15 protein-coding genes and 2 pseudogenes are annotated in these 25,265 nt (G+C 30.1%); 10 read left to right on the top strand and 7 right to left on the bottom strand.

Going from position 1 to position 25,265, the window contains the following annotated elements; genetic code table 11:
- Nucleotides 1-103: 103 nt before the first annotated feature.
- The 7 genes from N5A56_RS13150 (at nucleotide 104) to N5A56_RS13120 (ending at nucleotide 12,851) form a co-directional block, all read left to right on the top strand.
- The gene (locus N5A56_RS13150; RefSeq protein WP_265725855.1) at nucleotides 104-2,137 is read left to right on the top strand and encodes a sensor histidine kinase; all 2,034 of its coding nucleotides are present in this window, start codon (nucleotides 104-106) and stop codon (nucleotides 2,135-2,137) included.
- A gap of 2 nt (nucleotides 2,138-2,139) precedes the next feature.
- Nucleotides 2,140-2,901 carry a LytR/AlgR family response regulator transcription factor gene (locus N5A56_RS13145; RefSeq protein ID WP_265725854.1) on the top strand — a complete coding sequence of 254 codons (762 nt, stop codon included), beginning with the start codon at nucleotides 2,140-2,142 and terminating at the stop codon, nucleotides 2,899-2,901.
- Between the two features lie 161 nt (nucleotides 2,902-3,062).
- Nucleotides 3,063-4,289, top strand: a complete 1,227-nt coding sequence (locus N5A56_RS13140; RefSeq protein ID WP_274270470.1) for a hypothetical protein — start codon at nucleotides 3,063-3,065, stop codon at nucleotides 4,287-4,289.
- Entirely contained in the window at nucleotides 4,289-4,906 is a 618-nt protein-coding gene (locus N5A56_RS13135; RefSeq protein ID WP_274270588.1) for a sensor histidine kinase, read from the top strand. Before N5A56_RS13140 ends, N5A56_RS13135 begins: the two co-directional genes overlap by 1 nt.
- Nucleotides 4,907-4,908: 2 nt before the next feature.
- Nucleotides 4,909-5,670 carry a LytR/AlgR family response regulator transcription factor gene (locus N5A56_RS13130; RefSeq protein ID WP_265725852.1) on the top strand — a complete coding sequence of 254 codons (762 nt, stop codon included), beginning with the start codon at nucleotides 4,909-4,911 and terminating at the stop codon, nucleotides 5,668-5,670.
- Between the two features lie 239 nt (nucleotides 5,671-5,909).
- Nucleotides 5,910-11,156 (top strand): GEVED domain-containing protein, encoded by a 5,247-nt coding sequence (locus N5A56_RS13125; RefSeq protein ID WP_265725851.1) that lies wholly within the window; start codon nucleotides 5,910-5,912, stop codon nucleotides 11,154-11,156.
- A gap of 114 nt (nucleotides 11,157-11,270) precedes the next feature.
- The gene (locus N5A56_RS13120) at nucleotides 11,271-12,851 is read left to right on the top strand and encodes a solute:sodium symporter family transporter (protein WP_265725850.1); all 1,581 of its coding nucleotides are present in this window, start codon (nucleotides 11,271-11,273) and stop codon (nucleotides 12,849-12,851) included.
- A gap of 87 nt (nucleotides 12,852-12,938) precedes the next feature.
- Here the strand turns inward: N5A56_RS13120 and N5A56_RS13115 are convergent, their stop codons facing one another.
- The 4 genes from N5A56_RS13115 to N5A56_RS13100 are packed head-to-tail and all read right to left on the bottom strand — an operon-like array spanning nucleotide 12,939 to nucleotide 17,049.
- The gene (locus N5A56_RS13115; RefSeq protein WP_274270469.1) at nucleotides 12,939-13,958 is read right to left on the bottom strand and encodes a UDP-glucose--hexose-1-phosphate uridylyltransferase; all 1,020 of its coding nucleotides are present in this window, start codon (nucleotides 13,956-13,958) and stop codon (nucleotides 12,939-12,941) included.
- Between the two features lie 40 nt (nucleotides 13,959-13,998).
- Nucleotides 13,999-15,144 (bottom strand): galactokinase, encoded by a 1,146-nt coding sequence (gene galK / locus N5A56_RS13110; protein ID WP_265725849.1) that lies wholly within the window; start codon nucleotides 15,142-15,144, stop codon nucleotides 13,999-14,001.
- Nucleotides 15,137-16,027 (bottom strand): aldose 1-epimerase, encoded by an 891-nt coding sequence (locus N5A56_RS13105; RefSeq protein ID WP_274270468.1) that lies wholly within the window; start codon nucleotides 16,025-16,027, stop codon nucleotides 15,137-15,139. Before N5A56_RS13105 ends, galK begins: the two co-directional genes overlap by 8 nt.
- Before the next feature lie 23 nt (nucleotides 16,028-16,050).
- Nucleotides 16,051-17,049, bottom strand: coding sequence for a GntR family transcriptional regulator (locus N5A56_RS13100; protein ID WP_265725847.1), 999 nt, complete (start codon nucleotides 17,047-17,049; stop codon nucleotides 16,051-16,053).
- A 754-nt stretch (nucleotides 17,050-17,803) separates the two neighbouring features.
- Here N5A56_RS13100 and N5A56_RS13095 point away from each other — a divergent pair.
- The 3 genes and pseudogenes from N5A56_RS13095 to N5A56_RS13085 all read left to right on the top strand — a co-directional run bounded on the left by N5A56_RS13095 (nucleotide 17,804) and on the right by N5A56_RS13085 (nucleotide 22,181).
- Nucleotides 17,804-18,645, top strand: a pseudogene (locus tag N5A56_RS13095) (MBL fold metallo-hydrolase).
- A gap of 15 nt (nucleotides 18,646-18,660) precedes the next feature.
- Nucleotides 18,661-20,299: pseudogene (locus N5A56_RS13090) on the top strand (S8 family peptidase).
- A gap of 31 nt (nucleotides 20,300-20,330) precedes the next feature.
- The gene (locus N5A56_RS13085) at nucleotides 20,331-22,181 is read left to right on the top strand and encodes a M1 family metallopeptidase (protein WP_265725844.1); all 1,851 of its coding nucleotides are present in this window, start codon (nucleotides 20,331-20,333) and stop codon (nucleotides 22,179-22,181) included.
- A gap of 56 nt (nucleotides 22,182-22,237) precedes the next feature.
- Here the strand turns inward: N5A56_RS13085 and N5A56_RS13080 are convergent, their stop codons facing one another.
- The 3 genes from N5A56_RS13080 to N5A56_RS13070 all read right to left on the bottom strand — a co-directional run bounded on the left by N5A56_RS13080 (nucleotide 22,238) and on the right by N5A56_RS13070 (nucleotide 25,061).
- Nucleotides 22,238-22,906, bottom strand: coding sequence for a LysE family translocator (locus N5A56_RS13080; protein WP_265725843.1), 669 nt, complete (start codon nucleotides 22,904-22,906; stop codon nucleotides 22,238-22,240).
- A 20-nt stretch (nucleotides 22,907-22,926) separates the two neighbouring features.
- Nucleotides 22,927-23,973, bottom strand: coding sequence for a ferredoxin--NADP reductase (locus tag N5A56_RS13075; RefSeq protein WP_265725842.1), 1,047 nt, complete (start codon nucleotides 23,971-23,973; stop codon nucleotides 22,927-22,929).
- Between the two features lie 98 nt (nucleotides 23,974-24,071).
- Entirely contained in the window at nucleotides 24,072-25,061 is a 990-nt protein-coding gene (locus N5A56_RS13070; protein ID WP_265725841.1) for an aspartate-semialdehyde dehydrogenase, read from the bottom strand.
- Between the last annotated feature and the right edge of the window lie 204 nt (nucleotides 25,062-25,265).

Here is a 25,265-nt window from a genome sequence, read left to right as displayed (position 1 = left end):
TTTTTATGCAATTCATTTTACAAATATGCAGTTCGTCAGAAAAACATTTCAAAAACAACTCTCCTATAAGTTCTTTGTGGTATCAATTTTTAAATAGACCATTATGAAAAGAATTATTGCTTTATTAGTAGTTTTAGTTATTACCAGTTATATCACAAAAACCAAAACTTTTGTACCTAAATATGTTACTGTTTCAAAAACAGTTGAAGGAATACACGTAAAGCTAAACCCAAAATTAAACCCAAATTGGGAATATGTAAAAGACAGATTGTTTGAAGGAAATGGCGAAAGTGATTATGCTTATAAAATAAATTATCGCAATAAAAATTATCCTATTTTAATATCAACGCAAGATGCTACATCACAAGATAGCATTGTTGTAAATGAAATCATAACTAAATTAAAAACCCTTATACCCAACAGAAAGTTTTTATTTATTAAAGATTATATAGAAAAAACGTATCCAGAAGCATCAAAAGAATGGGAAAATTTTAAAAGAAAAAATGGCAAAATTGGTTATAATACTAATGAACCTCTTTTTAAAGGATTATCATATACAGATTTAAGTTTAACCACCATTCAATTAAGTTTTTCTGATGACAAAAATAAGGCACAACTTTTTGATCCAATAGCAACAAATTTGGCCAATGGAAACCGAATTGAAAGAGAAAATCAGTTTAGAAGACATCGTTTAACAAGTTCTGTAGATAAAGTTTGGTTTCAGTTTAACGACTCACTTTCTTATGAAAAAAGAAAGCAATACATACAATATGAGGTTTTGAGAACCCTTTGTTACATTCACCCAAAAACAGAAAGAGATTCGTTTCAATTTATGGATTATGGCGTTTTTTCAACATCAGATTTTAAACCAGAAACTACGCTATATATTAGTGAACAAGACAAATTTTTACTAAAAAAACTTTATGAAGATGATTTTAAAACACAATTTAAAAACTATTTAACCACCAGTTATTCTTGGCTTTATGCAACTAATTTTTTGAATAAAGACTTCTCGAAAATCATTTTTTGGTCTATTACAATTTGTTTGGTACTATTTGCATTTGTGTTACTTTTTAGCCTTCACCAAAGTAAAAAAATAAAAAATTCATATCTTAATTATTTTATTCCTGTATTTTTTATCATATCTTACATACTGAATTTCAGTTCATTATATCAATACTTAGTAGAGATTCAAACATATGGTATAGAACCTACACCTTTACAAAATATAATAGAAGGATATTTCTTTTTTACAGCAATCGCTTTAATAGGTTCATTTTTATTGTGGGTTGCAGACAAATTTTGGATTGATAAAACTCAAAATTTCTTAATAAAACTAGCTTTAAAAGTTGTCTTTACATTTTTTGTTTTCAACATACCTACAATTGTATTACTTTTTATGGGAGCATATAATTCAGAGGGATTTTTAGAAATTTTAATAATAACATTAGTACTCACATTTATAATTGCATTAGGTAGAGGTTTATTAATTTACCTTAACCATTTTTCAGAAAACTTAATCAAACAAAAAGACGTAGAATTAAGCCAATTAAAAGAAATAAACTCACAGGCAGAAGTAAAATTATTGCAATCGCAAATAAATCCACATTTTTTGTACAATGCTTTAAACTCTATTGCAAGTTTGGCGCATAAAAATGCGGATAAAACAGAAAAAATGGCATTGTCGTTATCAGATTTGTTTAAATATACCATCAACAGAAAAGGTAAAAAAGACAGCACCATTGGCGACGAAGTAGAAATGGTACAAAACTATTTAGAAGTAGAACAAATTCGTTTTGATGATCGTTTACATTTTACTATTGATGTTGATAAATCTTTAGAAAACACCAAAATACCCATGTTTTTAATTCAGCCTTTAATAGAAAATGCCGTAAAACACGGCATTTCTAAAGTAGAAAAAAACGGACAAATTACCTTATGTATTCAAAAAACAGAAACTGGTTTTATAATTGTTGTAGAAGACAATGGTCCTGATTTTCCTGATGGTTTGGTAAGTGGTTATGGTTTGCAAACGGTCTTTGATTTGTTGCGTTTAACCTATAAAGATAAAGCAGCCATCAGTTGGAAAAACACGCCTACAAAACACATTAAAATCAATATAGAAAACGAGCATTAAAAATGAACAAACCCTATAAAACCATTATTATTGATGATGAATTGTTGGCAAGAGAACGTTTGTTAAAATTGATTGAAAATTTTCCAGAAGTTTTTAACGTTATCGAAACTGCAAAAAACGGCACAGAAGCCAAAGAGAAAATAAACCGCTTACAACCCGATGTTATTTTTTTAGACATAGAAATGCCTGGACTTACTGGTTTTGAGTTGATAGACCAACTAAAAATTGTGCCTTTGGTAATTTTCTGCACTGCTTTTGATCAATATGCGTTGCAAGCTTTTGAAACCCATAGCATCGATTATTTGGTAAAACCTGTGCGTTTAGAACGTTTGGAAAAAACCGTTGAAAAATTAGAAAAGTTTAAAGGCAGTAATAATTCTCACAATTTATTAGAAGCCATTAAACAAATGTCTGCTGAAAAGGAAATCAAAAAAATGACATCAATCACTGTAAAAAAAGGCGAAAAATTGTTTTTTGTAAAGTTAGAAGAAGTACTATATTTTGGAGCTGATGCAAAATATGTAAACATTCATACAAAAACTAAAACACATTTATCAGAAATTTCTTTAACACAATTAGAAAGCAAATTGCCAACCAATTTTCTGCGGATTCATAGAGGTATTATCATCAACACTAATTTTGTAGAAAATGTGCAGAAATATTTTAATAGTCGATTTATCATCACTTTAAAAAATAACCAAAAAACAAAAATTACTTCTGGTAGAAGTTATACGCAAGCAATTAAAGATTGGATGACTGTTTAGATTATAAAACCAGACCTCACAGGTTTTTGAAACCTGTGAGATCTAAATAATAGTAATATCAAAAAGCACTTTACAGCCCATATTTGCAGTTTACAAGAAATGTATTTTATAAACTTTTAAAACGATGTTATTTTGTGGTAGAAACCATTAAATTTAGCATCATGAAAAAATTACATTACTTTATAGTATTGCTTTTTATTGCAAACATTTCTTTTGCACAAGAAACAGAAAAATTACCGGAATTTCCTTGGGCAGAAATTGTGGAGATGAATAGTGATCAATTTACACCAATTAGAAAATGGGTAACCGATATAAATATTGGGGTAAAAGGTCTTTATACAGATGCTGATATTTTGGTAATAAAAAAAACAGTAAAAAAGTTAGATTCACTAACAGAAACCATCTCCATTAAATTCACTAATAAAGAACTACCTAATTTAATAATTCATTTTTCAGATACTCCAATACATAGTGAGGACAATTTTAATAGCACCATACATGCTCGTTTAGATACTCAATATGATGGCTATGTAAAAGGAAAAATTTATGTGTATAAAATTGATAAAACTGAAATTGAAATTCAAAAAACATTAGAGGCTAGAATTGCAAAAACTATTGTAAATGCTTCCTTTACACATCCGTTAAAAAAAGAACGAAGACATAGTATATTTAATCCAATGGGAGAATATAGTAATGGTGACATCCCATTAAATGAGAAGGATATGACCATTATAAAAACAGTTTATGCAAAAAACTTTGATGAAAAATCTATTATTGCAGAAAAACAATTTGATGTTGTTTTAAAGAATCTTAGAAATGATAAAATTTCTGATAGAGACAGAACAATTTGGTGGGTAAAAAACCCTATTTCCGTAATTATTTTACCTGCAATTATTTTATTATTAGTTTTCATTTTTTTGGTAAACAAAATTAATCAAGCTTTGGTGCTGAAAATTAGAAAAGATTGGCTTCGCTTTGGGGTTTTAGCTTTTATTAGTTTAATTTTTGTAAGTATTCTTATAATTCTTTGTTCTTCTACTTATGATTTTTTAACGCTTCCTCAAAAATATTATTCAAAATTTATTAGAAAGGATACAATCATATCAACTATCATATTTTCGACTGCTTTATTTCCTTTTTTGTTTTTATTCCGTTTTATTGAAATAAAAATTCAAAAAACTACTATTTCAATTTTCACTAAAACAATGCTAATCTTTTTATCAACAGGTTTTTTACCTTTTGTTAGCTTTATGTTATTGATGTATTTTACTGTAGAAACTCTTAATAATCGTAATTACGAATTTGCGGCAACTGTGTTTGTTTATATGATGGTATTTGCATCGGTAAGAGCCTTAATAAGTTACTTCATTTTTAAAGAAAAAAACTAATACTAGACAACGAGTTAAAACTATCCAATTTAAGAGAGCTAAAAACCAAGGCAGAATTAAAATCGCTTCAAGCACAAATTAATCCGCATTTTTTATACAATTCTTTAAATTCTATTGCGAGTTTAGCACCAATTGATGCTGAAAAAACGCAAAAAATGGCACATTCTTTATCCGATTTGTTTAAGTATTCCATCAACAGAAAAAATGAAAATACAGGAACTATAAAAGAAGAAATTGAAATGGTAAAAACGTATTTAGAGATAGAGAAAATTCGTTTCGACAAGCATTTACAATTTACTATTGATGTTGATAAAACGCTAGAAAATTATAAAATTCCGTTATTTTTAATTCAGCCTTTGGTAGAAAATGCCGTAAAACACGGTATTTCTAAAAATGTGGATGCAGGGAAAATAAATATCAAAATACAAAAGAATAATGATGAGATTTTTATTTCAGTAAATGATAATGGCCCTAATTTCCCTGACGGATTGTTAAGCGGACATGGTTTGCAAACCGTTTATGATTTGTTGCGTTTAAATTACGATGACAAAGCGTCTTTAAATTGGGCCAATACGCCACAAAAAGCCATTACCATTACCATTCCTACAAATTTATAAAAATGAGCAAATTATACACCACACTAATTATAGATGATGAAGCACCTGCAAGACAAGGTTTGCAGAATTTATTGGCATCGTTTCCAAAAACCTTCACCATTTTAGGAACTGCAAAAAACGGCATTGAAGCACAAGAAAAAATAGAAACCTTGCAACCCGATCTTATTTTTTTAGATGTAGAAATGCCAGGTTGCACAGGTTTTGAATTGATAGAAAAATTAAAGTATCTGCCCATTATTATTTTTTGTACAGCTTACGACCAGTATTCTTTAGAAGCTTTTGAAACCAATAGCATCGATTATCTGGTAAAACCTGTAAAATTAGAGCGTATTAAAAAAACCATCAACAAACTAAAATCTTTTGAAAATAATATTTCTTCAGACCAAATTTTAAACGTTTTAAAAGAAATTGCGAGCAAAAAAGAGGTAAAACAAATGACCACAATTACCGTAAAAAAAGACGACCGACTTATTTTTATAAAACTAGATGAAGTTGCTTTTTTTGAAGCTGATGCCAATTACACAAACATTCACACTAATTTAGATACCTTTTTAAGTACAGAAACCATTGCCAATTTAGAACAGAAATTACCCGATAATTTTCTGCGGATTCACAGAGGTAGTATCATCAACAAAGATTTTGTAAATGATATTCAGAAATATTTTAACAGCAGATTTATCATCACACTAAAAAATAACCAAAAAACAAAAATTACTTCTGGTAGAAGTTATATGCAAGCAATTAAAAATTGGATGAATTTGTAATACAAGTGATTTTAATACAATACAACCATTAATACTTTAGTTTAAAAGGAACTTCTAAAAGCTTCACACTGCAAGCAATTGTTAATAAATGCAATAAATTACCCCTTGTTTTGACAAAATATTACTCCTAACAAAACATATATATCAATTAGTTTTGGGAGGTAGAGATTCACATTTTTATAAAAAATATAAAATTATGTGTTTATTTTAAAAATCAATTTAATTAAAACTAAAATTTAATGATGAAAAATTACTTTAAAAAATTTAGCATAATAGTAATCCTGCTTTTTGCTAGTTACTCTTATGGGCAATATTGCGAACCTACAATTCCTATGTCTACTACTAGTTATATCAATAACTTTAAGGTTTCTACAGCTGGTACTTCAACTGGAGATTTTCTAAACCACGCTTCTGCAAATGTTGGGTATGAAAACATTACAGATTCTGACTTTACTTTAATTTCTGGAACGAATTATGGATTTAATATAGGTGTTGGAGATGGCGCTTCAACTACACATAAAAGAGTACACGTTTGGATTGATATGAATGGTGATAAAGATTTTGATGATGCTGGAGAATTAATCTTTTCTTATGCAGGTGGAAACACTTCAGGAGATTTAGGCTTTGGAAGTAAAGGTATTGGTGTTGTTCAAAAAGAAGGGATTACAAGAATGAGAGTAGCTCTAGTTGCTGCTGATGGAGCAATTAGTGCAATTAATCCTTGTGATGATTTTACAGGTGGTGAAGTACAAGATTATAAAGTAAATCTTTTATTAACAGAACCTGCTCCAGAATATTGCGAACCTACAATTCCTATGTCTACTACTAGTTATATCAATAACTTTAAGGTTTCTACAGCTGGTACTTCAACTGGAGATTTTCTAAACCACGCTTCTGCAAATGTTGGGTATGAAAACATTACAGATTCTGACTTTACTTTAATTTCTGGAACGAATTATGGATTTAATATAGGTGTTGGAGATGGCGCTTCAACTACACATAAAAGAGTACACGTTTGGATTGATATGAATGGTGATAAAGATTTTGATGATGCTGGAGAATTAATCTTTTCTTATGCAGGTGGAAACACTTCAGGAGATTTAGGCTTTGGAAGTAAAGGTATTGGTGTTGTTCAAAAAGAAGGGATTACAAGAATGAGAGTAGCTCTAGTTGCTGCTGATGGAGCAATTAGTGCAATTAATCCTTGTGATGATTTTACAGGTGGTGAAGTACAAGATTATAAAGTAAATCTTTTATTAACAGAACCTGCTCCAGAATATTGCGAACCTACAATTCCTATGTCTACTACTAGTTATATCAATAACTTTAAGGTTTCTACAGCTGGTACTTCAACTGGAGATTTTCTAAACCACGCTTCTGCAAATGTTGGGTATGAAAACATTACAGATTCTGACTTTACTTTAATTTCTGGAACGAATTATGGATTTAATATAGGTGTTGGAGATGGCGCTTCAACTACACATAAAAGAGTACACGTTTGGATTGATATGAATGGTGATAAAGATTTTGATGATGCTGGAGAATTAATCTTTTCTTATGCAGGTGGAAACACTTCAGGAGATTTAGGCTTTGGAAGTAAAGGTATTGGTGTTGTTCAAAAAGAAGGGATTACAAGAATGAGAGTAGCTCTAGTTGCTGCTGATGGAGCAATTAGTGCAATTAATCCTTGTGATGATTTTACAGGTGGTGAAGTACAAGATTATAAAGTAAATCTTTTATTAACAGAACCTGCTCCAGAATATTGCGAACCTACAATTCCTATGTCTACTACTAGTTATATCAATAACTTTAAGGTTTCTACAGCTGGTACTTCAACTGGAGATTTTCTAAACCACGCTTCTGCAAATGTTGGGTATGAAAACATTACAGATTCTGACTTTACTTTAATTTCTGGAACGAATTATGGATTTAATATAGGTGTTGGAGATGGCGCTTCAACTACACATAAAAGAGTACACGTTTGGATTGATATGAATGGTGATAAAGATTTTGATGATGCTGGAGAATTAATCTTTTCTTATGCAGGTGGAAACACTTCAGGAGATTTAGGCTTTGGAAGTAAAGGTATTGGTGTTGTTCAAAAAGAAGGGATTACAAGAATGAGAGTAGCTCTAGTTGCTGCTGATGGAGCAATTAGTGCAATTAATCCTTGTGATGATTTTACAGGTGGTGAAGTACAAGATTATAAAGTAAATCTTTTATTAACAGAACCTGCTCCAGAATATTGCGAACCTACAATTCCTATGTCTACTACTAGTTATATCAATAACTTTAAGGTTTCTACAGCTGGTACTTCAACTGGAGATTTTCTAAACCACGCTTCTGCAAATGTTGGGTATGAAAACATTACAGATTCTGACTTTACTTTAATTTCTGGAACGAATTATGGATTTAATATAGGTGTTGGAGATGGCGCTTCAACTACACATAAAAGAGTACACGTTTGGATTGATATGAATGGTGATAAAGATTTTGATGATGCTGGAGAATTAATCTTTTCTTATGCAGGTGGAAACACTTCAGGAGATTTAGGCTTTGGAAGTAAAGGTATTGGTGTTGTTCAAAAAGAAGGGATTACAAGAATGAGAGTAGCTCTAGTTGCTGCTGATGGAGCAATTAGTGCAATTAATCCTTGTGATGACTTTACAGGTGGTGAAGTACAAGATTATAAAGTAAATCTTTTATTAACAGAACCTGCTCCAGAATATTGCGAACCTACAATTCCTATGTCTACTACTAGTTATATCAATAACTTTAAGGTTTCTACAGCTGGTACTTCAACTGGAGATTTTCTAAACCACGCTTCTGCAAATGTTGGGTATGAAAACATTACAGATTCTGACTTTACTTTAATTTCTGGAACGAATTATGGATTTAATATAGGTGTTGGAGATGGCGCTTCAACTACACATAAAAGAGTACACGTTTGGATTGATATGAATGGTGATAAAGATTTTGATGATGCTGGAGAATTAATCTTTTCTTATGCAGGTGGAAACACTTCAGGAGATTTAGGCTTTGGAAGTAAAGGTATTGGTGTTGTTCAAAAAGAAGGGATTACAAGAATGAGAGTAGCTCTAGTTGCTGCTGATGGAGCAATTAGTGCAATTAATCCTTGTGATGATTTTACAGGTGGTGAAGTACAAGATTATAAAGTAAATCTTTTATTAACTGAACTTGCTCCAGAATACTGTGAGCCAACTGTACCTATGACTGCTTCTAGTTATATCAATAACTTTAAAGTGTCTGGAGCTGATGGAGATATTATTAACAGAGCTTCTACAAATGTAGGTTATGAAAACATTACAGATAGTGATATTTCTTTAAAATCTGATACAGCATATAGATTTGATATTGGTGTTGGTGATGCAGCTACAACTACACATAAAAGAGTACATGTTTGGATTGATATGAATGGGGATAAAGATTTTGATGATGCAGGAGAATTGATTTTTAGTTGGGCAGGCGCAAATACTGGTGGAAACCTTGGTTTTTCTGGTAAAAATATTGGATCAGTTGTTACAGCTGGTGAATCTAGAATGAGAATAGCAATGCTTGCTGCAGACGCAGAAATAGATGCTGTTGGACCTTGTGATGATTTTACAGGTGGAGAAGTACAAGATTATAAAATAATGTTAATTGCTGGTGAAGCTGTAAGTTGTGACGTTAGCTCAATGACAGCCTCTACAACTAGTTTCTTAGATTATATGAAAATATCTCAATCTGGTGATGGAGACAAATTAAACCATACTTCTGGTAATGATGGGTATATCAACATTACAGATAACAACACAACTCTAAACGCTTCTACATCTTATAGATTTAATTTTGGGGTTGGTAACCCTGCTGCTGCAAGTAACAAACGAGTTCACATTTGGATTGATAAAAATAAAGATGGTGATTTTGCAGACGGAGGTGAAGATATTTTTAATTGGACTGGAGGAAATACAACTGAAGATTTACAATTTTCAGGAAAAACTATAGGAGATTTCACAACTTATGGTACATATACTATGAGAGTTGCCTTGCGTTCTTCAGATGATGCTATTCCAGCAATCAATCCTTGTGAAACATTTACAGATGGTGAGTTTGAAGATTACCAAATTACAATAGAAGCTCCAATACCACCTTTAGAATTAATGACACCAGAAGTAGATTTAGATTTATTTGTTGGAGATGGAATTGCAGCTTCAGTAAACGGTACTCCTCATACTTATAGAATACCATCTTTAGTTACAACAAAAGATGGTACACTACTAGCTGTTACAGATGCACGTTACGAAAATGCATCAGATGTACCTGGTGTAATTGATATGTTTGTAAGAAGAAGTACAGATAATGGTGCAACTTGGGATAATCCAATAACTATTAAAACAGATCATGGAGGTGATGCATGTACAGTTGTAGATAAAACTACTGGAAGAATATTTGTTTTTTATGCATATTCTGAGTTTTCAACAATATTTCAATCAAATGGAGATCCAAGCAATCCTGCTACTTTAAGATCACAATATAAGTATAGTGATGATGATGGTTTAACATGGTCTGCAGCAATAGATTTAACTGCGGATCTTTATAGACCTTCTGTTGAAAAATCTTTCTGGGCATCTGCAGGAACAGGAATACAACTAAGAAATGGTACTTTGGTAATTCCAATAGCTGTTGTTAGAAATGACAATAAAATATTTGGAAGCCTACTTTATAGTACAGATAATGGTGCAACTTGGAATAGGTCTCAAAATAATAGTTTCATTAATTTTGATGAAAATACAATCGTAGAATTAAATGATGGAAGAATTATGATTAATGCTAGAAATCATTATGGTACAGGAACTCGTTTAGTAACCTATACAGATGACTTAGGTACAACTTGGGAGGATTATACTTTTGATGATACTTTAGTTGATCCAATTTCTCAAGGAAATATCTTAAGATACACTTCTACATTAGATGGTTTTGATAAAGATAGAATACTATTTAGTAACTCTGGTAACAGTGGCTCAAGAGTAGATGGAACTATGAGAATTAGTTACGATGAAGGGCAAACCTGGGCACACTCTAAATTGTACCAATCAGGTTTTTCTGCATACTCTTCTATGGCTATTTTACCAGATGGAAAAATTGGAGTATTGTATGAAACTAACGGATATAAAACTATTAGGTTTAGAAAATTTAGTTTAGAGGCTTTAACGGATAGTAGCGATACTTATGTCTTAGGTGTAGACGATTTAACATCTGATAAAGGTGTAAGTTTATACCCTAACCCTATGGAAAATAAGTTAAATATTAAAACATCTATCACATCTGAAGTTAGTATTTATAACGTAGTTGGTAAGCTTGTTTTAAGAAATAAAGTTAGAGAAAATAATAAAGAACTAGATGTTTCTCATTTAAAAAGAGGAGTTTATATAGTAAGAATAAAGAATGATTTAGGTGTTAAAAATTCTAAAATTATTAAAAATTAAAAATTAAAAATAGAATATAAAATGCCCTCAATACTTTTGTGTTGAGGGCATTTTTATAAAAAATATTCTTCGTTTAATATATTAGATATTAGTAACAAACTAAAAAAACAAATTATGCAATTTTTAACATTTATAGGATCTACTGCACTCGTTGCAGTTGTAGCTTACTTAAAAACAAGAAATACAAAAGAAGATTCTTCTGATGGCTACTTTTTAGGAGGCAGAAGTTTAACTGCTGGTGTAATAGCTGGTTCTTTATTATTAACGAATCTTTCTACAGAACAAATTGTAGGGTTAAATGGTGCAGCTTACCAAAGTGGCTTGTCTGTTATGGTTTGGGAAACACTCGCAGCTATTGCAATGGTAGTTACTGCCATATTTTTACTGCCAAGATATTTAAAAGGTGGTTTAACAACAGTACCTGGGTTTTTAGCAAAAAGATTTGATGTAACTACAAAAACGTTAACTTCTGGTTTATTTTTAACCGGTTATGTAGTTGTATTACTTCCCGTAATTTTGTACTCTGGCTCTCTCGCAATTAGTGGAATGTTTGATGTTCCAGAATTATTAGGTATTACCCATAAACAATCCATTTGGGTTTGTGTTTGGGGAATAGGAATTATTGGTTCTATTTATGCAGTTTTTGGAGGATTGAAAGCAGTTGCGGTTTCAGACTCAATAAATGCTATTGGTTTATTAATTGGTGGTGTTTTAATTCCTGTTTTTGGTTTAATGATGATTGGTGATGGAAACTTATTAGAAGGATTATCTACCTTGACTACAGAAAATCCAGAGAAATTTAAATCTATGGGCGGTGAAAATGATCCAGTACCATTTTACACCATTTTTACAGGAATGATGTTGGTGCAATTATTCTATTGGGGTACAAACCAGCAAATTATACAAAGAGCTTTAGGTGCAAAAGACTTAAAAGAAGGTCAAAAAGGATTGTTATTAGCATCTTTTATTAAAATTTTAGGGCCAATTATTGTTGTTTTACCTGGTTTAATTGCCTTTCATCTATTTGAAGGTAATTTAGAATCTGCAGATAGTGCCTATCCAATGTTAGTAAAAAAAGTATTGCCAAATGCTTGGGTTGGTTTTTTTGCTGCTGTTTTATTTGGGGCAATTTTAAGTTCTTTTAATAGTGTTTTAAACAGTTCTGTAACTTTATTTGGTATTGATATATACAAGCAACATATCAACAAAGAAGCCAATGAAAAAACAGTTGTTAAATATGGTAAAACTTTTGGAGTAGCTCTAGCTATTGCAGCAATGTTTGTGGCTCCTTTAATTGCAGATGCTGGTAGTTTATTCGATTATTTACAAAAAGTAAACGGAATTTATAGTATCCCAATATTAACGATTATTATTGTTGGGTATCTAACAAAATATGTACCTGCTATAGCTGCAAAAATTGGTCTTATTTCTGGTTGTGGTTTATACATTTGTTATTTATTAGTTGATGTATATTCTCCTGAAACTTTTGCAAGTTTACACTTCTTGGATATTTGTGCTATTCTATTTGTACTAAATGTTATTATAATGCTGATAATTGGAAAGTTATATCCACGAAAAGAAGCATATATACAAGAATATACCAAACAAGTAGATATTACACCTTGGAAATATACAAAACAAGCAAGTATTGTAATTTGTATTATTGTTGTAGGTGTTTATGTTTATTTTGCATAAAAAAGGTTACTTATTTTAAAAAGTAATACACTAAAAAAAGTAGCATTTTTAAAAATGCTACTTTTTTAATTTAAAATATTATTCTTTTTAAATTAAATCTCTCAATCTTTTTGCAGCTTGTTCAGCAGTAATATCTCTTTGAGGTGTTCCAAACATTTCATAACCTACCATAAATTTCTTTACAGTGGCACTTCTTAATAGTGGTGGGTAAAAACTCATATGAAAATGCCAATGATTATTTTCTTTCCCATTTGTAGGTGCTTGATGAATTCCTGAAGAATAAGGAAAAGAACATTCAAATAAAGCATCATAAGCTTTTGTAATTACAGAAATAGCTTCTGCATACGCTACGCTTTCAATATCTGATAATTGTGTAATGTCTTTATAATTTTTTTTAGGCGCTATCATTACTTCGAAAGGCCAAACAGCCCAAAAAGGAGTTAGTGCAACAAAGTGATCGTTTTCAAATATAACTCGTTCTTTAGCTTCTAATTCTTGGGCTAAATAATCTCCTAAAAGGCTCGTTTTGTTTTTACTAAAGTATTCTTTTTGTTGGTTGTCTTTCTTTACTATTTCGTTTGGTAATGTAGATTGACTCCATATTTGACCGTGAGGATGTGGATTACTACAGCCCATAACTGCTCCTTTGTTTTCAAAAATTTGGACATTGTTTACAGCTTCATTATCGTCAAGTAACGTATATTCTTTTTGCCAAACGGCAACAACTTTAGTGATTTCATTTACAGCCATATCTGCCAAACTTTTAGAATGATCAGGACTAAAACAAATTACTTTGCAAATACCCGTTTCGCTTTCCGCTTTAAATAATCCCTCATTAACATTAAAATTAGGAGAATCTTTTTGGAGTGCTGCAAAATCATTTGTAAAGACAAAAACATCTTTATAATCAGGATTTACTTCGCCATTTATTCTTGTATTTCTAGCACATAAATAACAACTCGAATCGTGTGTTGGTCTCACTTCTTTAGAAACGGCTTCGTTTTGTCCTTGCCAAGGCCGTTTTGCTCTGTGAGGAGAAACTAAAACCCATTCTCCTGTTAAAATATTAAATCTTTTATGTGAGTAATCTTGTAAATTTGTGTTCATTTTTGTGTTTTTTGCTAAATAAATACTGTTAATTGAAATACTAAACTTTTCTTGTTCCTTTAGATAATTTAACACTATAAATAGAACACGCTCTATTAAATTTATTTTGAAATTTTTGTGAAATATCTTTTTTGAAATTTTTCACCTCACTTTTTAAAATAAGATTTATTGTACAGCCTCCAAAGCCTCCGCCCATCATTCTTGCGCCTAAAATTTTCTGATTTTCTCTAGTGCTGTCAACTAAAAAATCTAGCTCTTTACAACTTACGTTGTATTTAGTACTTAAGCCATTATGAGATTTATATAAGTATTCACCTAAAGAAACAATGTTATTTTCTTCTATAGCTTCAGAAAATAATTGTACGCGCTCATTTTCTTGAATTATGTATAAACATTTCTGATAATCCTCTTCAGAAATATCACTTTTAACTTTATCTAGATCATTTCTAGTTGCATCTCTTAAAGCATCAATTTTTAAAAGGTGAGAAACTTTTTCGCAAACCTCTCTTCTGTTATTATAAGCACTTTCAGATAAGTCATGTTTTACGTTTGTATTGATCAATAACAGTTTATAATTGTTAAAGTCAATTTTAAATGTTTTTGATGTTACAGTTCTACAGTCTAACAACAAAGCGCTTTCTTTCTTACCAAACATGCTTGCGTATTGGTCCATAATTCCACATTTAACACCAGCGAAATTATGTTCTGCATTTTGCGAAATTAAAATCATTTCTTTTTTACTAAGGCTTAAATTAAATAAAGAATTTAAACCAAAAACAACACTATTTTCTAAAGCCGCAGAAGAAGACATACCTGCTCCTCCAGGAATATTTCCTGCAAAAGCGATGTTGAAATTATCTAACACAATTCCCTTTTTTTGAATTTCTGCTACAACTCCTAAAATATAATTTTGCCAACCTCCGTTTTCTAAAGGTTGTATTTTATCTAAACTAAATTCGTGTATTTCTTCTTTATTTATAGCAAATACTTTACTTTTTTTAGAAGTGCTTTTTTGAATTGCTAATGCTATCCCCTTGTTAATTGCAGCAGGAAAAACAAAGCCCTCATTATAATCTGTATGTTCACCAATTAAGTTAATTCTACCTGGAGAAAAAACGATTAATGGTTTAGTTTTAAAATGGCTCTTAAAACTTTTTTTAACCTCTTTAATTAGTTTTTTATTCATTTGGTATTGTTTTTTTATAAAAAGTAACATTCCATTGAGTTGTAAATTCATCATTAGAATGTAAGGTTTGTAATCCTTTTTTATTATTAAAACTATCGCAAATACCAGTCATTGGTTCAATTGCAATTGTATTTCTGTTTTCTGGCGTGTAAGTTTGTAAGAAATTTTCTGCTGTATTTGTATCTAGTTTAATATGATATAAAGGTGTTGTAAACTCAATTAAATTAGTTTTTAAAATATAAGAATCATCTAGTTGATTGTCTTTTATTTGGAGAGGCATTTCTTGATTATAAGTTGTAAAACCAGAAGTAATTAAGTTTTTATCAAATTGTATTTTCTCATTACTTTTAAAATTAAGCGAACTGTTATATAGATCGTTACTTAAAAAATAAGGATGCCATCCTAATGTAAAAGGAAATGAATTTTTGTCCGTATTTTTTATTTTTACAGATACATTTATATTATTATCCTTAAGGGTATATGTTATATATATGTTATATAAAAAAGGAAACCCGATTGATTTTTCTTTTTCTTGATATAATAAAGTAATAGCACAAGAATTATATTTTAAATCTCTATCAATAATTTCAAATTTTTTATCAAAAACCAGACCGTGTAAAGCATTGTTTCTTCCGTTTTCATTACAATTAAGTTGATATTCTTTTCCATTAAAAGAGTATAAACCATTTTTAATTCTATTCGCAAACGGAAATAAGATGGAAGATGCAAAAGTGTCTTTATACTTTGAAGAAGGTTGATCTTTAATAATGTAAATGCCGTTAAACTGTAACTCCATTAACCTTCCACCTTCATGTAAAGATATTTTTGCTTTTGCAGATTCTTTACCATTCTTTAAATCTAAATAAGCAAAGTCATTTTCCATTGTGGTAGCAATTGTAAACATACTTATAAAGAATTTCTACAAATTAAATTGCTAGGGTTTTCTATACTGTCAACATTGTTATTAATAATCATTTCCGCTAGGTTTTTTCCCATTAATTTAAAATTGGTAGAAATAGTTGTAATTCCACCTGCTACAATCTCTTTTAATAAAGTGTCGTTGTATGAGATAACTCCAATATCTTGAGCTAAAATTAAAGATGTTTTTCTAATTTTTTTAATAATTACAAGAAGGTCTTTATCTTCTAAAACAACATAAACTTCCCCTTTTTTTGGCATTCTATTTTCAAGTGATGAAATTACTTCGTTGTCTAAATTATTATGATTACAAAATGTATTAAAACCTGTTAATAAACCCTTAGGTTGTTTATCTTTTGTATATAATAGAATCAGTTTTTGATATTTTTTAATTCTAGAAATTCCTTTATTAAGGCCATTAAATATATCTTTTTCAAAGTTTTGATATATAGCTGTATAATCCAATAAATCTTTTTGCACTTGGTCTAAAATATAGACTTTGTCTTTAGGTAATTTCTGAATACTGTTTATTGTGTCTTCTATATTTGCGGGCATAATTATATATGAATTATAGTCTCCTGCATTATCAGAAATAAGTTTATTAAAAATTGTAGGATTAAAGTGATGAAAGAAAATATCTACCTGTATGTGGTTTCCTAAATTAGCTAAAAAAGAATTGTATAAATCTTCTTTAAAAGAATTTAGTTCGTCAAAAAGTAAAAATATTTTTTGTGAAACACTTATGTCTTCACTTAAAACATAATATCCTTTTCCTACAATAGAATGTATTATTCCACGATTTTTAAGCTCATTAAAAGCCGTTAAAACTGTGTCTCTAGAAAGAGAATGTGCTGTTTTTATGTTATTTAACGATGGTAGCTTATCTCCTTTTTTTAAAGTACCGTTCAAAATTGCATCTTCAATAGATGTAATTATCTGTTTGTATTTTGGCGCTCCTACCTTTTTATTTAAAGAAATCATCTTCATGAACACAAATGTAGTAAAAACTATTTTAACCTACCAGTACCTACTAGTTGTTTTTTTGTTTCATGTTTTTGTAAGCTCCAAATAAAATATTTAAATATTTTATTAAAATTATAATAATAGGTGGTTATATTGGCCCTCACATAGTAGTCGAGTTAATTGAAAATAATTTTGAAGTAATTATTTTAGATGATTTATCTAATTCTAGTGAAGAAATTATAAATAGAATTGAAAAAATAATAGGAACAAAATCATTATTTATAAATAATGATTTAAAAGATATAAATAAACAAGCAAAGTTCTTAATAAGCACAAAGATGCAAAAGTGGTAATACATTTTACAGTATATAAAATTGTCGAAGAATCTGTAAAGACCCAAAAAAAACCGCTTAAATAGAGCCAATAATTCCAATTTTCTAAATACAAACCCAAATAGATTACTTATGAGTAATGCCTAATAATTCAGGCACATCAATCATTCCACTAATTGCGATTGATTCAGAATATAAAATAAAAACTATTTGTTGTTTTGTTGATGAAAATTAAAATCCTTTTTATATTTAAACTACAAGTTGTTTAATCTACATATTTGTTAAGTTGATAGATTGTTATTAAAACCTTTAAAGTTTTGTTAACAAAAAATCAAGTATTTTTTTCATCTTTGTGTGTTTGATACTTTAAATTTCATTTTTGATAATTTTAAGTTATTAATTAACTATTTTTATGCGTTATATTTAATAAATTTGATTTTTCTACTATGAAGATATATCCTATAGAAACAGGGAATTTTAAGTTAGATGGTGGTGCAATGTTTGGAGTAGTACCTAAAACTATTTGGCAAAAAACGAATCCTGCAGACTCAAATAACTTAATATCAATGAGCATGCGTTGTATGTTAATTGAAGATGGAGATCGATTAATTTTAATTGATACAGGTTTAGGAGACAAACAATCAGATAAATTTTTTGGCTATTATTACTTATTTGGAAATTTTTCTTTAGATAGCTCTTTAAAAAAACATGGTTTTCATAAAGATGATATTACAGATGTTTTTTTAACACATCTTCATTTTGATCATTGTGGAGGTGTTATCCAAAGAAATAACGAAGGATTATTAATTCCTGCTTTTAAAAATGCTAAAGTTTGGTCTAATGATAATCATTGGAAGTGGGCAATAGAACCAAACCCAAGAGAAAAAGCTTCTTTTCTTAAAGAAAATATTAATCCCATTAAAGAAAGCGGACAATTAGACTTTATACATAGAAATGCAGTAGATCAAATTGGTTTTGATGTTTTGTTTATGGATGGGCATACAGAAAAACAAATGTTACCTAAAATAACGTATCAAGATAAAACGATTGTTTTTATGGCAGATTTATTGCCAACAGTAGGCCATATTCCTTTACCTTATGTAATGGGTTATGATACAAGACCTCTCTTAACTATAAAAGAAAAAGCTTCTTTTTTAAACGAAGCAGCAGACAACAATTACTACCTTTTTTAGAACATGATGCTTACAATGAAATTTGCACAGTTAAACATACAGAAAAAGGAGTAAGATTAAACAGCGTACATAAATTCACAGACATATTTAATTAATAGAATAACACAATTATGAAGATTATTAAATCAATATTTTTTGCAGCAACTGCAAGTATTATTTTTACAGGTTGTAAATCCGTTTCTAATATTCCTGTACCAACAGGAATGGATAATTACATAAATATTCCTGCAAAAAAAGGAACTTTAACTGAAGACGAAATGAATGGTTGGGGTCATGCAGATCTTGCTACAGATTCTATTCCGGGAATGAGTTTAGAAAAAGCGTATAAATTTTTAGAAGGTAAAAAAGGAATTGAGGTAATTGTTGGGGTAGTAGATTCTGGTACAGATTTAAAGCATGAAGATTTAAAAGATGTTGCTTGGGTAAATAAAAAAGAGATTGCTGGGAACGGAATTGATGATGATAAGAATGGATATAAAGACGATATTAATGGTTGGAACTTTTTAGGAAGTATTTATAAAGAAAATTCTGAATACGAAAGAATTGTAAAAGATCCAACGATTACTACTAAGGAAGAAGCTGATAAAGCTCAAGCTTTTTATGATGGAAAAGTTAAAGCAGCAAAAGCAAGTAAATTAAGGTTTGATCAAATGTTGCAAAGAGTTACAAGTGCTGACGCAGCAATAGCGAAAGAATTAAAAAAAGCTGAATATACAAAAGAAGAGGTTGCAGCAATTGTAACAGAAGATGCTTCTTTACTGCAAAGTGTTGCTATTGCTAAACAGATGTATGGTTTTGGTTTACCATCTATAAGTGCAGCAAAAGACGAACTTACAAAGTTAGCTACAAATGCAGCTAATTTATTAAATGGAGATGCGTTAAAAAAAGATTATAGAAGTGTTCTAGGTGATAACCCAAACACTATGGATCAGAAATTTTATGGAGATAATAAAAGTGGTCATTCTATAAAAAGTGAAGCACACGGAACGCATGTTTCTGGTATTATTGGCGCTTCTAGAAATAATGGTGTTGGAATGAATGGTGTTGCTAATAATGTAAAAATTATTGCAGTAAGAGCTGTACCTGATGGAGATGAGTACGATAAAGATGTTGCTTTAGGAATAAGATATGCAGTAGATAATGGTGCAAAAGTGATAAATACAAGTTTTGGAAAAGGAGTATTCTCCAAAAAAAGAATGGGTTTGGGAAGCAATAAAATACGCAGCTTCTAAAGATGTATTAATTGTAAATGCTGCTGGTAATGATGGTAAAAACATTGATGTAGAAAAAACATATCCTAATGATTCGAAAGATTTAGAAACAGAAATCTCTGATAATGTTTTAACAATCGGAGCGATGAGTTTAAATTATAACGAAAAATTACCTGCTAACTTTTCTAATTACGGTAAAAAGAATGTAGATGTGTTTGCTCCTGGAGTTCAAATTTATTCTACAACTCCAGAAAATGGTTATGCTAAATTTAGCGGAACTTCAATGGCTGCGCCTTCGACTGCAGGTGTTGCTGCATTAGTTCGTTCTTATTACCCGAAATTAACGGCAAGCCAAGTAAAGCATATATTAATGAACTCTGGACTTAAAATTAATTTTGAAGTTATAAAGCCAGGTTCTGCATCAAGACAAAACCCTAAAGGAGAAATGGTTCAGTTTTCTGAATTATCTGTCTCTGGTAGAGTTGTAAACGCATATAATGCTTTAATGATGGCAGATAAAATTGTGAACGGTAAATAATTAGACTAATTTAAAAATTAATAATATAGAAATGAAAAAAACAATTTTTTTAGGTTTATCTCTTTTAATGATGGTTTCTTGTGCGCAGACTAAAGAAGCTGCACATTCAGAAAAGCAAACATCATCAACTAAAAGCGATAATGGTTATTGGCAACAACATGTAGATTATACAATGGATATTGATATGAACGTCAATAACCATCAATATAAAGGAAAACAAAAGCTAGTTTATACTAATAACTCTCCAGAGGCGTTAGATAAAGTTTTTTATCACTTGTATTTTAATGCTTTTCAACCTGGTTCTCAAATGGATGTTCGTTCTTTAAATATTAAAGATCCGAGTGCAAAAATTGGAGATAGAATTAGTAAGTTAAAGCCAAATGAAATTGGTTATATTAAAGTAAATACTTTAAAGCAAAATGGAGCTGCAGTTTTATTTGAAACTGTAGGTACAATTTTAGAGGTTACTTTAAATACACCAATAAAATCAGGAGAAAGCGTAACTTTTGATATGGATTTTGATGCTCAAGTTCCTGTTCAAATTCGTAGATCTGGTAGAAATAGTAAAGAAGGTGTTGCTTTGTCAATGTCTCAATGGTATCCAAAAATGGCAGAATATGATTTTCAAGGTTGGCACACACCACCTTATATTGCAAGAGAATTTCATGGTGTTTGGGGAGACTTTGATGTAACAATTCATTTAGATAAAAACTACACAATTGGAGGTACTGGTTACTTACAAAATCCACAAGAAATTGGTCATGGATATGAAGATAAAACGAAAGCATTAAACTTGCCAAAAGGAGATAAGTTATCATGGCATTTTAAAGCACCAAATGTTCACGATTTTATGTGGGGAGCAGATAATGAATACACACACGATGTTTTAAAAATGGAAAATGGTATTGATTTACATTTTCTTTATAAGAAAACGTTAGAAGAGAAGTATTTAAAAAATTGGAAAGATCTTCAGCCAAAAACAGCGGAGATAATGACCTATTTTAGCGAAAATGTAGGTCAATATCCTTATAAGCAATATTCTGTTGTGCAAGGTGGAGATGGTGGTATGGAATATGCAATGTCTACTTTAATTACTGGTAAAAGAAGTTTCGGTGGTTTATTTGGTGTAACAGCACATGAAATGGCACATACTTGGTTTCAATTTTTATTAGCTTCAAATGAGAGTTTACATCCTTGGATGGATGAAGGTTTTACAACGTATATTTCTAATAAAGCTTCAAATGCTATTTTAAAAAGAGGACAAGCAAACCCACACAGAGGTTCTTACGGAGGTTATAATTATGTTGTGAAAAACAAAATTGAAGAATCGCTTTCTACACATGCAGATAGATACAATTCTAATACAGGTTACGGTGTTGCAAGTTATTCTAAAGGAAATATCTTCTTATCGCAATTGGAATATGTTATTGGAGCAGAAAATGTAGCTAAAGGACTAAAAAAATATTATACAGATTTTAGTTTTAAACATCCAACACCAAACGATATTAAACGTTCTATGGAAAAGGTTTCTGGTATTCATTTAGATTGGTATTTAAACGAATGGACACAAACATTACATACTATAGATTATGGAATTAAGTCTGTTAATGGTAAGAAAGTTACTTTAGAAAGAATTGGTAAAATGCCAATGCCAATAGATTTAGAAGTTACTTACACAGACGGAACTAAAGAAAATTTTAATATTCCTTTAAGAATGATGCGAGGGGAAAAGCCAACATCTGCTAAGATTTTAGAAGATTGGACTTGGGCGCACCCAACTTATTCTTTTGATGTTTCTAAAGATGTTAAATCGGTTATAATTGATAAAAGTGGTTTAATGGCTGATATTAATTTAGAAAATAATAAGCTTGAAGTAAAGTAAAAAGTATTCAAAATAATAAAAAAAGCCTTTTAAGTTTTTACACTTAAAGGGCTTTTTTATTGAATTAACTGATTTATTTTATCATTAGGAATAAATCCTTTTAAGAACAAAAATACACCACAGACTATTAAAATAATTCCCATTATTTTTTTTACTTTATAGATTAAAGTAGGTGTCATTTTATTTTTTAATTGTTTTGCTAAAAATATTTTACCAAGATCGGTAACAAAATAAGCTATAATAATTACTCCAAAATAGCTAAAAATAGCATTCTGATTCATGTTTAAAGTTGGGCCAATTACTAAAACAGTACCTAACCAAAAAGCTAGAACGCCAATATTTATAAAATTTAAAAAATACCCTTTTAGAAATAATTTAAGATAGTTGTTTTTAATAATTGGTACTTCTATAGTTTTTGCAGCTTCTAATTTTTCTTTTTTATTTTCTTTGTCAAAGAAAGTTATTAAACCATAAACTATTAAAACGATCCCGCCAAAAAAGAATAATCTTGGGTCGTCTTTAATTTTTTCTAACAATGGTCTACTTCCGTAATAAGCGAAAAGAATAAAAGTAATATCACCTAAAATAACACCTAAATCGAAAACAATAGCTGCTCTAGCTCCTTTTAAAATACTGGTTTGTATCAGCATAAAAAAGACAGGACCAATCATGAAAGCCATGAAAAATCCAATAAGAATAGCGTTTTTTAAATCATAAATATCCATACTTTACAAAAATACGGATTTTATACGTCATCAAAATCTACAGTAATCTTTGGTGTAGTAGGATGAGCTTGACAAGTTAAAATTAAACCTTCTTCAATTTCATCATCAGTTAAAATAGAATTTTTAACCATAACAGCTTTTCCTTCGGTAACTTTACCTAAGCAAGAGCTACAAACACCACCTTGGCAAGAATAAGGTGCATCTATATTATTACGTAAAGAAGCAGCTAAAATATCATCTGTTTGTTGCATAGAAAATGTAGTTTCCTCATCGTCTAACAAAATAGTTACTTCGGTTGTGCCTTCTTTAATTTCTGCGGTAGCTTCTTCATCTACAGAAGCTGTAAATAATTCGAAATGAATATTCTCTTTGCTAATATTGTTGCTTTTTAAGGCTTTAGAAACCTCTTTAATCATCTCTTCTGGTCCACATAAATAAGCAGCATCAAAAGTAGATTCTTTGTACATGTTTTTAACAAAATAATTGGTAACATTTTCATCAATTCTACCTCTTAATTCATTTTTTACATTTTCTCTACTAAAGATATAATGTAAGTTTAATCTTCCTGAAAAAGATTCTTTTAAGGCATTTAACGCTGTGTAAAAAATAGTGTCTGCAACAGATTTGTTACCGTAAACCAAAGTGAAATTAGAAGTAGGTTCTGTTTCTAAAACTGTTTTTATCATCGATAAAATTGGTGTAATACCAGAACCAGCAGCAAAACCAATGTAGTTTTTATTAGCTTCTGTGTTTAATAAAAAACGACCTTCTGGTATAGAAATTTCAATTTCATCACCAGCTTTTAAAGTCGAAGTTGCAAAGGTAGAAAACACTCCGTTTTCTACTTTTTTAATTGCTACTCTAACCTCACCACTTTTTGGAGTAGAACAAATAGAGTATGCTCTTCTAATTTCTTCGCCATTTATTACCTTCTGTAACGTAATGTATTGACCCGCTTCAAAATTAAATTCTGATACTAATTGTTGAGGTATGTTAAACAAAACAGAAACCGCATTTGCGGTTTCTTGTTTTACTTCTTGTATTTTTACTTTGTGAAAATCTGCCATTTGTAAACTTTAATAAATAATATTTGTATTATAAATTAGTTCTCGATACAATTTCACGAAAAAGCGAAATCACTCGAACTGACATTCAGAAAATATAATTAAACTAAATTATTTTCTACCAAATATTCAGCTATTTGAACTGTGTTTGTAGCTGCACCTTTTCTAAGGTTATCTGCAACAATCCACAAATTTAAGGTATTTTCTTGAGATTCATCCTTTCTAATTCGTCCAACAAAAACTTCATCCTTATCATGCGCATTAATTGCCATCGGATATACGTTGTTTGCCAAATCGTCTTGCACAATAACTCCAGGAGTTTCACTTAATATTTTTCTTACATCAGCCAAATCAAATTCATTTTCAAACTGAACATTTACAGCCTCAGAATGCCCACCAGCAGTAGGTATTCTAACCGCAGTTGCTGTAACAGAAAAAGAATCATCACGTAAAATCTTTTTTGGTTCTTTAACCAACTTCATTTCTTCTTTAGTATATCCGTTTTCTAAGAAAATATCACAATGCGGAATTGCATTTCTACCAATTTTATGAGGATACGCCATTTCACCATCAATACCAGCTTCCTCATTATCTAATTGTTGCACTGCTTTTACACCAGAACCAGAAACAGATTGATACGTAGAAACCACTACACGTTTCATCTTATATTTTAAATGCAATGGAGATAAAACTGCCACTAGCTGAATTGTAGAACAATTAGGATTCGCAATAATTTTATCGTCTTTTGTTAAAACATCACCATTAATTTCCGGAACTACTAATTTCTTAGTTGGGTCCATTCTCCAAGCAGAAGAATTATCGATAACCGTTGTGCCAACAGTAGCAAATTTTGGTGCCCATTCTACAGAAGTGTCTCCACCAGCAGAAAATAAAGCTACATCTGGTGCCATTTTTACGGCATCTTCTAAGGTTACTATGGTATATTCTTTTCCTTTATATGATAATTTTTTTCCAGCAGATCTTGCAGAAGCTACAGGAATAAATTCTGTTATTGGTAAATTACGCTCTTCTAAAACTTTTAACATTACTGTGCCCACCATTCCAGTTGCACCTACTACAGCTATTTTCATCGCCTAAAAATTTAATATTATAATTGAGCTGCAAATATCTTAAAAATAAAAATCATACAAATTACTTAAAATGTTATAAATCAACTAAAGTTTAAAATTGAAGCACAAAAAATCCTGATGTTTAGAATTAAACAATTTAATATCAAATTATAACATAATAATAAAATAAGTTTTTATTAGAAGCTATTTCCAGCTTTCCGCACT

The organism is Polaribacter ponticola, from assembly GCF_026191475.2.
Taxonomy (GTDB): Bacteria; Bacteroidota; Bacteroidia; order Flavobacteriales; family Flavobacteriaceae; genus Polaribacter; species Polaribacter ponticola.
The sequence above is the reverse complement of the archived record's forward strand: the minus strand, read 5'-3'. Positions and strand labels throughout refer to the sequence as shown.

Excerpts from the sequence above, each read along its gene's own strand:
- N5A56_RS13150 (WP_265725855.1), top strand. The coding sequence starts at position 104 with ATGAAAAGAATTATTGCTTTATTAGTAGTTTTAGTTATTACCAGTTAT.
- N5A56_RS13145 (WP_265725854.1), top strand. The coding sequence starts at position 2,140 with ATGAACAAACCCTATAAAACCATTATTATTGATGATGAATTGTTGGCA.
- N5A56_RS13140 (WP_274270470.1), top strand. The coding sequence starts at position 3,063 with ATGAAAAAATTACATTACTTTATAGTATTGCTTTTTATTGCAAACATT.
- N5A56_RS13130 (WP_265725852.1), top strand. The coding sequence starts at position 4,909 with ATGAGCAAATTATACACCACACTAATTATAGATGATGAAGCACCTGCA.
- N5A56_RS13125 (WP_265725851.1), top strand. The coding sequence starts at position 5,910 with ATGATGAAAAATTACTTTAAAAAATTTAGCATAATAGTAATCCTGCTT.
- N5A56_RS13120 (WP_265725850.1), top strand. The coding sequence starts at position 11,271 with ATGCAATTTTTAACATTTATAGGATCTACTGCACTCGTTGCAGTTGTA.
- N5A56_RS13115 (WP_274270469.1), bottom strand. The coding sequence starts at position 13,958 with ATGAACACAAATTTACAAGATTACTCACATAAAAGATTTAATATTTTA.
- galK (WP_265725849.1), bottom strand. The coding sequence starts at position 15,144 with ATGAATAAAAAACTAATTAAAGAGGTTAAAAAAAGTTTTAAGAGCCAT.
- N5A56_RS13105 (WP_274270468.1), bottom strand. The coding sequence starts at position 16,027 with ATGGAAAATGACTTTGCTTATTTAGATTTAAAGAATGGTAAAGAATCT.
- N5A56_RS13100 (WP_265725847.1), bottom strand. The coding sequence starts at position 17,049 with ATGAAGATGATTTCTTTAAATAAAAAGGTAGGAGCGCCAAAATACAAA.
- N5A56_RS13085 (WP_265725844.1), top strand. The coding sequence starts at position 20,331 with ATGAAAAAAACAATTTTTTTAGGTTTATCTCTTTTAATGATGGTTTCT.
- N5A56_RS13080 (WP_265725843.1), bottom strand. The coding sequence starts at position 22,906 with ATGGATATTTATGATTTAAAAAACGCTATTCTTATTGGATTTTTCATG.
- N5A56_RS13075 (WP_265725842.1), bottom strand. The coding sequence starts at position 23,973 with ATGGCAGATTTTCACAAAGTAAAAATACAAGAAGTAAAACAAGAAACC.
- N5A56_RS13070 (WP_265725841.1), bottom strand. The coding sequence starts at position 25,061 with ATGAAAATAGCTGTAGTAGGTGCAACTGGAATGGTGGGCACAGTAATG.